The organism is Endozoicomonas sp. 8E, assembly GCF_032883915.1.
Lineage (GTDB): Bacteria > Pseudomonadota > Gammaproteobacteria > Pseudomonadales > Endozoicomonadaceae > Endozoicomonas_A.
Genome location: NZ_CP120717.1, coordinates 408,153 through 420,701, shown reverse-complemented (window position 1 = coordinate 420,701; position 12,549 = coordinate 408,153). Strand labels below are relative to the sequence as shown.

At 48.5% G+C, this 12,549-nt stretch carries 13 protein-coding genes; 6 read left to right on the top strand and 7 right to left on the bottom strand.

The features are described 5' to 3' along the window. Positions 1-66: 66 nt before the first annotated feature. Complete coding sequence (locus P6910_RS01625; RefSeq protein WP_317144548.1) at positions 67-696, top strand: metalloregulator ArsR/SmtB family transcription factor; 630 nt, start codon at positions 67-69, stop codon at positions 694-696. Here the strand turns inward: P6910_RS01625 and dsbB are convergent. Beyond that, positions 680-1,234, bottom strand: a complete 555-nt coding sequence (gene dsbB, locus P6910_RS01620) for a disulfide bond formation protein DsbB (RefSeq protein ID WP_317144547.1) — start codon at positions 1,232-1,234, stop codon at positions 680-682. The genes P6910_RS01625 and dsbB overlap by 17 nt on opposite strands. Positions 1,235-1,462: 228 nt before the next feature. On the opposite strand from dsbB, the gene P6910_RS01615 reads away from it, so the two are divergent. Both P6910_RS01615 and P6910_RS01610 read left to right on the top strand, forming a co-directional pair. After that, on the top strand, positions 1,463-1,720 hold the full coding sequence (locus P6910_RS01615; RefSeq protein WP_317144546.1) for a hypothetical protein: 258 nt from the start codon (positions 1,463-1,465) through the stop codon (positions 1,718-1,720). Next, positions 1,698-2,027: a type II toxin-antitoxin system VapB family antitoxin gene (locus tag P6910_RS01610; protein WP_317144545.1), complete on the top strand. Its 330-nt coding sequence runs from the start codon at positions 1,698-1,700 to the stop codon at positions 2,025-2,027. The genes P6910_RS01615 and P6910_RS01610 overlap by 23 nt, the downstream gene beginning before the upstream one ends. A 38-nt stretch (positions 2,028-2,065) precedes the next feature. Here the strand turns inward: P6910_RS01610 and serA are convergent, their stop codons facing one another. Beyond that, positions 2,066-3,295, bottom strand: coding sequence for a phosphoglycerate dehydrogenase (gene serA / locus P6910_RS01605; protein ID WP_317144544.1), 1,230 nt, complete (start codon positions 3,293-3,295; stop codon positions 2,066-2,068). Between the two features lie 242 nt (positions 3,296-3,537). Beyond that, the gene (locus P6910_RS01600; protein WP_317144543.1) at positions 3,538-3,798 is read right to left on the bottom strand and encodes a DUF4404 family protein; all 261 of its coding nucleotides are present in this window, start codon (positions 3,796-3,798) and stop codon (positions 3,538-3,540) included. Between the two features lie 153 nt (positions 3,799-3,951). Between P6910_RS01600 and P6910_RS01595 the strand changes: the two genes are divergently transcribed. Both P6910_RS01595 and P6910_RS01590 read left to right on the top strand, forming a co-directional pair. Further along, entirely contained in the window at positions 3,952-4,614 is a 663-nt protein-coding gene (locus P6910_RS01595; RefSeq protein WP_317144542.1) for a fumarylacetoacetate hydrolase family protein, read from the top strand. A gap of 69 nt (positions 4,615-4,683) precedes the next feature. Further along, a complete protein-coding gene (locus P6910_RS01590; RefSeq protein WP_317144541.1) occupies positions 4,684-5,076 on the top strand; it encodes a response regulator in 393 nt (130 codons plus the stop codon). Positions 5,077-5,090: 14 nt separating this feature from the next. Here the strand turns inward: P6910_RS01590 and P6910_RS01585 are convergent, their stop codons facing one another. After that, entirely contained in the window at positions 5,091-5,492 is a 402-nt protein-coding gene (locus tag P6910_RS01585) for an acyl-CoA thioesterase (protein ID WP_317144540.1), read from the bottom strand. A gap of 484 nt (positions 5,493-5,976) precedes the next feature. Between P6910_RS01585 and P6910_RS01580 the strand changes: the two genes are divergently transcribed. Next, positions 5,977-6,942 (top strand): phosphate ABC transporter substrate-binding protein PstS family protein, encoded by a 966-nt coding sequence (locus P6910_RS01580; protein WP_317144539.1) that lies wholly within the window; start codon positions 5,977-5,979, stop codon positions 6,940-6,942. Between the two features lie 58 nt (positions 6,943-7,000). Here the strand turns inward: P6910_RS01580 and P6910_RS01575 are convergent, their stop codons facing one another. From P6910_RS01575 to P6910_RS01565, 3 genes are all read right to left on the bottom strand, one after another. Then, positions 7,001-8,323 (bottom strand): Na+/H+ antiporter family protein, encoded by a 1,323-nt coding sequence (locus P6910_RS01575; RefSeq protein ID WP_317144538.1) that lies wholly within the window; start codon positions 8,321-8,323, stop codon positions 7,001-7,003. A 175-nt stretch (positions 8,324-8,498) separates the two neighbouring features. Next, complete coding sequence (locus P6910_RS01570; protein ID WP_317144537.1) at positions 8,499-10,262, bottom strand: RING finger domain-containing protein; 1,764 nt, start codon at positions 10,260-10,262, stop codon at positions 8,499-8,501. Positions 10,263-10,324: 62 nt separating this feature from the next. Then, on the bottom strand, positions 10,325-12,481 hold the full coding sequence (locus P6910_RS01565) for an RING-H2 finger protein (RefSeq protein ID WP_317144536.1): 2,157 nt from the start codon (positions 12,479-12,481) through the stop codon (positions 10,325-10,327). Positions 12,482-12,549: the final 68 nt, after the last annotated feature.

The window sequence follows — 12,549 nt, the reverse complement described above, 5'->3', positions numbered from 1 at the left end:
TGGCAATGGTTTTAATTTGTAAAGTTTTTTATTTACTAACTAAGTCCCCCCTCATATACTGAGGCCATGAAAAGTGAAAAAGCCCAAAACAAAATCCTCCAGCTCCTGAAGAAGGAAGGCGCAAAAACTGCCGTGGAACTGGGCAAGACACTCGACATCACCAGCATGGGTGCCAGACAACATCTCGAAAGAATGGAGAAAGAAGGCCTGGTATCCAGTGAGGAAGTTAGTAAAGGGGTCGGTCGCCCCAAGAAGCTCTGGCAGCTGACGGAAAAGTCGCAGTCACACTTTCCTGATCGTCATGATCAGCTTACGGTAGACATGCTGATTTCCATCAAGAATGTATTTGGTGAACAGGGCTTGGATGAACTGATAGAACATCGCTCGAAAGAAACAGCCCGGCAATACCATGAGGCACTCGATAGCCATAAAGATCTGGAAGGCAAAATAAAAGCGCTGGCGAAGGTCCGCTCCAGGGAAGGATACATGGCAGATTACGAAGCCACCGATATCGGGTTTATCTTCTATGAAAACCATTGCCCGATCTGCTCAGCAGCCAAGGCCTGTCAGGGGTTCTGCCAGTCAGAATTAGAAGTGTTTGCAGAACTTTTTGAGGGGATAGCAAGGGTTGAGCGCCTGGAACATATACTCCAGGGCGCCCGAAGGTGTGCTTACTCGATTATTTTGATTTCCTGAACAGACTGATCAAACAAAGCATGTAGGCCAGAATATAGAGGCCAAAGATAAACGTCATCCAGTGAGCCATATTCATTCCCAGGAATACCCAGCCATCCTGCCCGCAGAAACCGGACGGCAGGAACATTTGAGGCCACCAATCATAAAGCGGCAGATCAAATGGGAAGGTAGGCAGAGCCTTGCAGGTCATGAACAGGTCTGCAGATGTGTAGTAGCCCAGCATTTTGATCGAAGCATCCAACCCATAGGCGGCACCGGCAATCCAGATGATGTATCCGAGACATCTTGCCAGTTTGTTTCGTGGCGCCACCAGCATGACCAGAGCTGAAAGGCCGATCAGCAATACAGCCAGACGCTGATAAACACAAAGTTCACAGGGGTCCAGATACATGACGTACTGAAAATAAAGGGCTACAGACTCCAGAAAAACAGCCGTCAGCAGCATGATCAGCCAGGTAGTTCTGGCATTCTGCCAGTCACGAATAGCCCCAAGAGGATCCGTTCTGAAATCAGTCCAGAGATGAGAGAGTTTCGTCAAAACAGCGCTTCTCCAAAAGCCTGTATATTGTTCTGAGTAGGTTGGAGACCCAAAACAGCTAAAGATACTGCATGTCCCTGTTGAGTGTAAGACACATTACAAGAAACTGACGGGATCAATTGTTTCCATAGGAAGCTGTTTATCGACATTTTCAGAAGACTTCAAAGCAATTAAGAAATACTCTCCCGACTTCTGATTTACAGTGTGACACTCCCCGCCTTGTCGAGGATGTCGCAAAACTCTTCATTCTCGTCATTCCCGCGAAGGCGGGTGTCGCAAAACCCTCTCCAGCGAGGGAACGAGTTGACTCCCGTCATTCCCGGCTTCATTCTCGTCATTCCCGCGAAAGCGGGAATCCACACTGACTCACCACCAGAACCATACTGCCCGGTGCCCCCCTGGCCTTGTCATCCCCGAGAAGGCAGAGATCCACCGTTGGCGCTGGATTCTCGCCTTCGCGGGAATGACGACCTCAGAGCATGGTAACGAGTTGTCGGGCTTTTGCGACACCCTCGATTGGGCGAGGGTTTACGACGATTTTGCTAAAGCATATCCAGAGAATCAACTCAATATGTGCTCTATACGAGACGCTGTTATGAGAATCCATACGGTCATTGACGAAACGCTCATGCGTGATGCCCCTGAAATAACCGGGTTAAAAACGAAACGTGAGGTTATTGAAAAAGGGCTCAGGCTCTTGATCGAGCTGAGCAGGCAAGAATTGATCAGACAATATCGAGGAAAGCTTAACTGGGAAGGCGATCTGGATTGCATGAGAGTTGACGATGACTGACCCTGTAAACCGGGCCAGCGGCCCGGCCTGCATCAAACTCAGTAAAGAACCCGGCAACGAATGGTGCCGTCGATTTCTTTCAGTTTCTCCAGCGCAATCTCACTGTGATCGGCATCTACGTCAATGACCACATAACCCACGGATTCATTGGTTTGCAGGAACTGACCGCTGATGTTGATATTGTTCTGGGAGAAAACCTTGTTGATAGCTACCAGAACTCCGGGGATATTCTTGTGAATATGCAGGATACGGTGCTTGTCCGGATGTCCAGGCAATGAAACTTCAGGGAAGTTAACAGACGACAACGTTGTACCATTATCACTGTACATAACAAACTTCTCGGAGACTTCACGACCGATATTTTCCTGCGCTTCCTGGGTACTGCCACCCACGTGAGGTGTCAAAATCACGTTATCCAGTCCACGCAGAGGGCTGACAAACTCATCACTGTTAGAGCGTGGTTCTTCAGGGAAAACATCAATTGCAGCACCCAGCAACTTGCCCGTTTCAATCGCCGAAGCCAGGGATTGAATGTCTACAACAGTTCCGCGAGAAGCATTGATCAGAATACTGCCTTCTTTCATAGCCGCAAACTGCTCTTCGCCAAACATCCATTGAGTGGCGGGTGTTTCAGGAACGTGCAAGCTGACAACATCAGACATGGACAACAGATCATTGAGACTGCCGACCTGAGTGGCATTACCGATGGAGAGCTTGGTCACCACATCGTAGTAATAAACGTCCATACCCATAGATTCAGCCAAAACACTCAGCTGGCTTCCGATACTGCCATAACCAATAATACCCAGCTTTTTGCCGCGAATTTCATAGGAATTGACCGCACTCTTCTGCCAGCCACCCCGGTGAGCAACAGCATTCTTTTCAGGCACACCCCGCAACAGAAGAATGGCCTCAGCCAGAACCAGCTCAGCAACAGAGCGAGTGTTGGAATAGGGTGCATTAAAGACCGGGATTCCCCGTGACGTAGCAGCATCCAGCTCAACCTGGTTGGTACCGATGCAGAAACAACCGACAGCGATCAGCTTCTGGGCTGTAGCAAAGACGTCTTCACTCAGCTGGGTTCGGGATCGAATGCCTACAAAGTGCGCTTCGGAGATCCGTCGCTTCAGCTCATCGTCTGGTAAGGACTTGGAAACATAATCAATATTGGTGTAGCCGGAAGCTTCAAGCACTTCCACAGCAGACTGGTGAACCCCCTCCAGAAGAAGGAATCGAATCTTACTCTTGTCCAGGGAAATAGAGGGCATAACAATAGCTCGGATGTCTTTTAATCTACCTTGAAAAGTACTTCAGCCAAATTGAGCGTGAAATACTGTCAATGGCTGAATACAACCGGAATCATCTGGTTTCAGAACCGTCCGGGGTGAGGATAATAGCATAAAAAAGAGAAAAACCCTTACCCTGAGTGTATGAATCCTATATTCCTTGTCCAATCACCACTACAGAGCTTAAACCTCGGGTGCAGAGGAGTTATTATGTGTTTTCTGTTTTAGACACCTATGCTTGATAACGTAGTCAGAATCTGCCTGATGGCCTGAGACAATGCAGGATGTTGTTCGGAAAACTTGATCGCTTCCTGCTCGAGCTGTTCGTTGTAGTCCTGCAGAGGAATATCGCCCTCAGCCTGGGCCAGAGCCAGCTGCAGCTCATCGGTAATTTGCTTGAGAGCCCCTGCAGTACATTCGTCCACAGGCTGTCCTTCAAGCAGGTCATGCAGATTCTGGATATTCAGGTGGAGTTCTTCAGACATGACGTGCTCCTGTGATCAGGTTAATCTGGAAAACACAATCTTTGTACTGTGAATGATAGCTTCAGCAGTCGTACCCGGCTGATAAATACTAGCGATGTGCCAGGCCATGAGCAAAATAAAAATACAAGAACAAACAAGCAAGAAGGACGCCTTATGAAGTACAGGCATCACTGGCTAAGTGGCGACCGCATTGATCTGCCGACCGGCAAAGTGGTGTGTGTCGGCCGAAATTATGCCGAGCACATTCGGGAGCTGAACAATCCGCTGCCCGACGATCCCGTGTTGTTTATCAAACCTTCAACATCACTGGCCGCTCTGGAAATGCCCTTTGTCATTCCCGTCGATCGCGGTGAAGTTCACCACGAAACAGAAATAGCCATTCTGATGGACACCCGACTCCAGAACGCCAGCGAGAATGAGAGCATTGATGCCATTAAGGCAATAGGGCTGGCACTGGATCTGACACTCCGGGATGTTCAGTCCCGACTAAAAGAAAAAGGACTGCCATGGGAAGTGGCTAAAGCCTTTGACGGCAGCTGCCCCGTTTCAGGGTTTATTGCCAAAGAACACCTGCCCGATCTTGATAACATTCACTTCAGCCTCAAAATCAATGGCCAAACACGTCAGGAAGACACTTCAGCCCATATGCTGACCTCGATTCCGGGGCTGATCAGCTACATAAGCCGTCATTTCACGCTGGAACCCGGTGATATTGTCCTCACAGGCACTCCGGCCGGTGTTGGTCCTCTGAAACAGGGGGACCAGCTGGAATTGGCTATTAGTGACCGCTTTAGTCTGGCAACATCCTGCATTTGATCCTAAAGAACCCGGCACTTCTTCAGATATTGACTGTAGAGAAATCAGGCCACAGGCAAAGGAAAGCCAGTGTCAGTCAGGGAAACCTACAACCTCCATATTCTGGTGGTGGAAGATAGCCAGGTAAACCAGATGGTGGTCAAAAAGCTACTGGAAAAGTTGGGCTGCACCTGCAAGGTGGCCGAGAATGGTCAGGAAGCACTGGACACTCTTGAAACTTCAGAGGCCTTCGACCTGATTCTCATGGATTGTATGATGCCCATCATGGATGGTCTGGAAGCCACTGAAAAAATCAGAGCCTCCGGTCAACACTATGCCGGAATACCTGTTATTGCCTTCACAGCCAACACCTCGGAATCGGATCAGCTTGCCTGTAAGTCTGCCGGTATGGACGATTTTCTGGACAAACCTGTTTCACTTGCCTGCTTATCAGAAAAGCTGGCTCTTTGGACCCAAGACTGAAACTGCCTCAAGTCCTAAGGGCTTTTGGCACTCTGGATTCGAGACGTTCTGCCCTGTGTATCAATGGCTACAAAAACCATATTGGTTTCAGTGAGCTTGGCGCGACCATGTTTATCTTCAACCCAGGCTTCCACGACCACTCGAATCGACGTTTTGCCGACCTCTGTCACCCGGGTGAACAGCGCAAGAATATCGCCCATTTTAACTGAGCGCATAAAACTCATACTGCCGATACTGACGGTGACAACACGTCCTGTGGCAATCTTTCTGGCCATGATTGCGCCAGCCTGGTCGATCTGCATGGCCACCCAGCCACCAAAGACATCGCCTGTCGTATTAACGGATTGGTAGTCCGCCAGCACTTTCAGTGTCAGTTCTCCCTGAGGTCCGGGAGCAAGATCATTATCCAATTCCATATTGCTCTCTAGCATTTAATGTTTTTATTTTTTGGCGCAACTGACTCTGAAAATCCTTATATATCAAACAGAGCATCAGGTTGTTTCTTGCGCTCAGGATCTTCCTGATCGTGAAGCTTTTCCACCTGAAGGTATTTTACTTCTCTTCTCAGGTGGCGTAATAGCTAAAAACACTCGGCGGACGCAAAATAGCACAGAAGGCATGCTTTGTAAGCCGAGCTTATACCAATCCTCAGAGTACGAGGTATTACGCCCACTCGATATCAACAACTCGAAGACGTTTATACCCTGTCTTGGCATTTCGTCAGTAATCTACAATCAAGTGGGAGTTAAAGTCGATGATTTTACATTATGCCTATTGCGAATATAAAGCTCTCACTGTCGTTCATATAACTGTCACATTTTCATCTTATAGTTCTTGCCAGTAGACAAATGCCTGTAGCTGTATAAGAGAGGCTGAAAAATCCCTTTAGGAGAGATACGAATGAAGCTTAAAGCTCTAATAACAACAATTGCCCTTGCGACCGGAATCCAGGCCGTCTCTGCCAGTCAGATTGACGCTGAGATCCCGACTTATAAAAAAGCCAGTGGTGTATCAGGCAACCTGTCCAGTGTCGGCTCTGACACTCTGGCTAACCTGATGACCCTGTGGGCAGAAGATTTCAAGCGTGAATATCCTAATGTGAACGTACAGATTCAGGCTGCCGGTTCTTCTACTGCTCCGCCCGCTCTGACCGAAGGAACGTCCAACATCGGCCCCATGAGCCGCAAGATGAAAGACAAGGAACTGGAAGCTTTTGAGAAGAAGCATGGCTACAAGCCCACTGCTGTTCCGGTCGCCATTGACGCTCTGGCTGTTTTCGTCAACAAGGACAACCCAATCAAGGGTCTGACCATGGCTCAAGTGGACGCTATTTTCTCCTCCACTCGCAAGTGTGGTGGCAACAAAGACATCAGCACCTGGGGTGCTGCCGGTCTGGACGGAGCCTGGAAAAACCGCTCAATCCAGTTATACGGCCGTAACTCTGTATCCGGCACCTACGGTTACTTCAAGAAGAAAGCCCTGTGTAAAGGTGATTTCCGTAACAACGTCAACGAACAGCCTGGTTCTGCCTCTGTGGTTCAGTCTGTCAGCGCTTCTGTAAACGGCATCGGCTACTCCGGTATCGGCTACCAGACTTCCAGCGTACGTACTGTACCTCTGGCCAAGAAAGCCGGTCAGTCATTCGTTGAGGCAACGCCTGCTAACGCTGTCAACAACTCTTATCCACTGTCTCGTTTCCTGTACGTTTACGTTAACAAGCAGCCCAACAAGAAGTTGTCTCCTCTGGAAGGTGAATTTCTGAAGATGGTACTGTCTCAGCAGGGTCAGGAAGTCGTCGTTAAAGACGGTTACATCCCTCTGCCTGCCAAGGTGGTTGAAAAGTATTTGTCTGAACTCGATCTGTAATCACAGATTCATGAGTGATCCACACGGGGCCATCTGGCCCCGTTTTTATTGAGGGCACTCAAAGTATCATGGCGGCAATCCAGCCAAAAATAATCATCGGAATATTAAAGTGTAAAAAGGTGGGAATCACCGAATCCCGGATGTGGTCGTGCTGACCATCCACATTCAAACCAGCAGTGGGACCAATGGTAGATTCTGAAACCGGAGAGCCTGCATCACCTAATGCTCCTGCCACTCCCACAAGACAGGCTATCGCCAGTGGCGTAAAACCAAGTTCCATGCCCAGTGGCACATAAAGAGTGGCAATAATCGGAACCGTAGAGAACGAAGAACCAATACCCATAGTGATCAGCAATCCGACCAGAAGCATAAGAATGGCCGCAAGGGCCTGACTGCCTCCCACAAACATCTGCACCTGACTCACCAGCTCTGGAATATCTCCTGTTGAACGGAGCACTTCCGCAAAACCTGCGGCCGAGATCATGATGAAGCCAAAAGCTGCCATCATGCGCAGGCCCTCATTGAATACCTCATCCGCTTCCCGCCAGCAGACGACTCCCCCAATGACCATAGTAATAAAGCCCAGTGCAGCAGCGAGAACCATGGACCCGGTTATCAACTGACTCACCAGCACCAGAACAATGGCTATGACAGAGGTAATAATGGCAGGCTTGCTTAACTGAACATCTTGTTCATGAATCAAGATGGTCTCTTCTACGCGATAGGTTCTGGACTTTCGGTAACTGAAAAAAACGGCCAGCAATAACCCCATGAACATACCCAAAACGGGAATCGCCATCGCCAGCGGCATCTGGCTCAGCTCAATATCCAGCCCATTCTCCTGAAGATTGCCACCAAGAATCTGATTCAGATACACACTGCCAAAGCCTACAGGAAAAATCATATAAGTCGCGGTAAGGCCAAAGGTAAGAAGACAGACCACCTGACGACGATCAATCGCCATAGCACTGAATACCGATAACAAAGGAGGAATCAGTATGGGAATAAAGGCTATGTGGATAGGTATCAGGTTCTGGGAAGCAAAAGCCATCAACACAAGCGCCAGGAACAGGCTGTATTTTAGCTTCACATTATTGTGCGAGTTGCTGCTGCTCTTTACTTTGCGGATGATCTTTCCAGCCATCCACTCAGGTATGCCAGAGCGGGCAATGGCCACAGCAAAAGCACCCAGCATGGCGTAACTGATAGCAATGCCTACGCCACCGCCCAAACCTCTGGAGAATGCCTCCAGAGTCTGGAAGATATCCAGACCACCGATCATTCCCCCGGCCAGAGCCCCCACAAACAGTGCCAGAACCACATTAACGCGCAACAAGCTCAACGCGAGCATGACGGCAACCGCCAGAATCACTGCGTTCATATTAATTCCAAATTGTATTTTATCGTTATAACGGCCAGCGGCTATCTATAGTGAAGCATGGACAATAGCGGCATTACCAGATTGTAGTTAATTGGTTTATTTTTCGCGCAAATAGAGAATTAGCAGGCCAAATAACTATAAAGTGAAGAAATATCCCTGAAAACGCAGGCTGGAATCAATTCTCTGGCGAGTTGCTCTTATATTGATCAACTAATGGCCTGAGTGCCCGTGCCTGCTGAGCAATGGTCGGATCACCGCTATCTTCTGCATTGCTCAACCTTACATAGACATTATTGTCATCTTCAGGCCAGCAGGTTCTTGTTCCTGTCTGCATTTGTAATACCAGATGCTGCACAGAGAATAAATGAACGGTTGGCTCAATGGCTCGTGCCCGCTCAGCAAGGTCCCGATCATTGCTTCGCTGTGCACTACTCAACCTTGTATAGATATATCTGTCATCATCAGGCCAGGTCTCACTCCCCGCCTGCACTTGTGCCAACAGATGCCGCACAGAGTAATAATTAACCAATGGCTCAAGTGCTTCTGCCTGCTCAGCAATGACCAGATCATTACAATCCCTTGCAATACCCAACCATGTATGGATATAACTGTCACTCCAGGCCTCATCCCCTGCCTGCACTTGAGATACCTGATACTGTACAGCGTACAAATTAGCTAATGGATAAATTGCCCGCGCCTGCCTTGCAATGGCCGGATCAGGGTTGTCTACCAGCACTCTCAACGACCCTAGATGGATAAAACCCTCATCTCCGGGCCAGGTTCTTTTCCCTGCCCGCACTTGCAACACCAGACGCTGCGCAGAGTACAATTTTACTAATGGATAAATTGCCCGTGCCTGCTCTGCAATGGCTGAATTATTACAAAATAGCGCAGCATTCAACCTTACGAAGATACTATAGTCATCTTCAGGCCAGGTCCCTCTACCTAGCAGCATTCCCATCACAGTATGAATCACCTCTTGCAGTCCTTTCCGGATCTCTTTCCATGTCAGAAAATCACCCAAAGCGCTCTGGTCATGCCGACAATATGGGCAGAAACGATTCCCTTCCGTGTTAACTTCTCCTGTCAGCCAGCGTTTCAGGCATTCCAGATGGAACAAATGCAAACATGACGTTTTCATCACGTCGTCAGATTGTTCTAAATTAAGCAGGCATACGCTGCAAGTTTCCCCAACATATTCAACCCCCTGCGCTTCTTCAAAGTCATTCGAATCAGATCGAGGCAACATAAATACGGGATACAACATAACGGTTTCTGGCTGATGCATCTGCTCATGACCAGACAAACCTTTCCCCGATAGTTCAGCAAGCAGTTCCGAGGCATCTAACGGCACCTGACTGAGTAACGACCTGTTAAATGCCCTCTTCTGTGTAATAGCTGCCAAAGCTGCAGATAAATCTTTGTCACTGACGAATGGTCCGGATTGACCGGAAGTGGTGGGATATCCATTATAAAGCGACTGTCTCAGCCACTGACTGATCCTGAACAGAACTGACAGGTAGTCAAACTGCCAGTCGGGCCTATTAAACAATCCCTTGCCGGAAATGCCCGGTACAAATAGAGGGGGGGTTGGTGGGTCAGGTGGAAATCCGCCTCCTGATAATCGCAAGGCGGATTCAGGTGTTGATGTGGGCCATTCTGGTAATGCAAAGCCTGTGCTATTTTTCTCTCTCTCCTCACTGGCGGTTCTGTCTACTTGCCATTCAGGGCTGATACACACAAAGCTTCCTTGTTCCGTTGCGGGAATACCAAGATCGCGATTCAGGAAATAACAGATAAATGAACCTTCAGCTATTGGCACCCCAAGAGCGACTCCAATGGCCGCCAGAAAGATCAGGAGTGTACATATGAATGAAAACGGTTTTAAGTCGCACACAAACTTTCGCTTTTTTTCAGTCGGAGCCTGAGTGTAGCTCATAGTGCGGGCACACCTGCCTGAATATTGAAGCAGAGAGGCCTCGCTGAAAAAGCAGCCTGGAATCAATTCCCTGACGACTTACTCTTATGATGATCAACGAATGGTTTAAGTGCCCGCGCCTGCTGAGCGATGGTCGGATCTGTGCATTTTCCTGCGCTACTCAACCTTAAATAGACATTATTATCATCTTCAGGCCAGCTGGTCCTTAATCCTTTCTGCATTCGTGACACCAGGTTCTGCACGGAGTAAAAATTAACGGCTGGCTCAAGTGCCCGTGCCTGCTCAGCAATGGCCGGATCATCGCTTCCTTTTGCACTTCTCAACCTTGTATAGATATCACTGTCGTCATTAGGCCAGATATCTCCCCAAGCCTGCCTCAGTGACAACAGATTCCTGACAGAGTAAAAATCAACCAATGGCTCAAGTGCTTCTGCCTGCTCAGCAACAGCCAGCTCATTGCTAGCTCTTGCAATACTCAACCTTTCATGGATATACCCGTCATTTTCAGGCCAGGTCTCTCTCCCTGCCCGCATTTGTGACACCTGATGCTGAATGGCGTACAAATTAGCTAATGGATAAATGGCCCGTGCCTGCTCAGCAATGGCCGGGTCAGGGTTATTTACTAATCTCCACAACGACCCCAGGAGATCACTCGGGTCTCCAGGCCAACTCCTTTTCCCAGCCTGCACTTGTGACATCAGATGCTGCGCAGAGTACAAACTCACCAATGGATAAAGTGCACTTGCCTGCTCAGCAATGGCTACATTATTGCCATATCCCCTAAATGCCTCACGAATGGTTCCATTAGAACCATATAACGCAACATTCGCCTTTAGGAAGAAATGGTCATCAGTACCAGATAAGGCAACATTCAGCATTTCGAAGACACTATCTTCATCTTCAGGCCAGACCCCTGTTCCTGCCTGCATTTGTGACACCAGATGCTGCACGCAATACAGAAAAATTGCCGGTTTAAGTGCCCGTGCCTGCTCAACAATGGCCGGATCATTGCTGTCCAGTGCCATTCTCAACCGTAGAAAGATAACAAGGTCATCGTCAGGCCAGGTCCTTCTGCCTGCTCCTATTTGTGACATCAGATGTTGCAGGGAGAATAAACAAACTAACGGCGAAAGTGCCCGCACCTGCTCAGCAATGTCCAAATCATCGATACCTTCTGCCATTCTCAACTCTAAAAAAATATGCTCATCATTGTCAGGCCAGGTCCCTCTTTCTAAAAGCATTTCCGTCACAATATGAGCCACCTCTTGCATTCCTTTCTGGATCAGAAAGTCACCCAGAGCACTCTGATCCTGCCGACAATATGGACAGAAATGGTTTCCTTTCAGGTTAACTTCTTTTGTTAGCCACCGTTTCAGGCAGTCCATATGGAACAAATGCAAACATGACGTTTTCACCACGTCGTCAGATTCTTCAAAGTTATTCCGGCATGCTCTGCAAGTTTCTCCGACATATTCAACCCCCTGCGCTTCTTCAAAGTCATTCGAATCAGATTGAGGCAGCATAAAAACGGGATACAACAAAACTGTTTCTGGCTGATGCACCTGCCCATGGCCAGACAAACCTTTCCCCGATAGTTGAGCAAGCAGTTCCGAGGCATCTAAGGGCACCTGACTGAATAACGAACTGTTGAACGCCCTCTTCTGTGTAATCCCTGCCAAAGCCGCAGATAAATCTGTGTCACTGACGAATTGTCCGGATTGACCGGTAGTGCTGCGATATCCATTATAAAACCATTGTTTCAACCACTGCCCGATCCTCAACAGAGCTGACAAGTAGTCAAGCTGCCAATCAGGCGTATTAAACAATCCCTTACCAGGAATACCCAGCATAAATGGTGGAGGCGGTGGGTCGGGTGGAAATCCGCCTCCTGATAATCGCAAGGTGGATTCAGGTGTTGATGTGGGCCATTCTGGCAGTGCAAAACCTGTGCTATTTTTCTCTCTTATCTCAGGAACAATCTCGGAAGACATTAGCCATTGCCACAGAGATAACAGGAAGAAAACGGGCTGCTGGAGAAATGAGCCTTTAATGTCATCAGTTGACCTTACTGGTGAGGGCAAGAGCAGAGCGCCTTCAGGCACAAAGCAGACAAAATCGGATATCAGATCAGCCTCATGATCAGCCGTCCCATTTACGACGAGCAGAAGTCCTTGAGAGTTGTCGTCAGCAGCAAATCCACTGGCTGCCAGAAAGAACAAGAACGTACTTATGAAAGAAAACGGTTTTAAGTCGCACACAAACTTTCGCTTTTTTTCAGTCGGAGCCT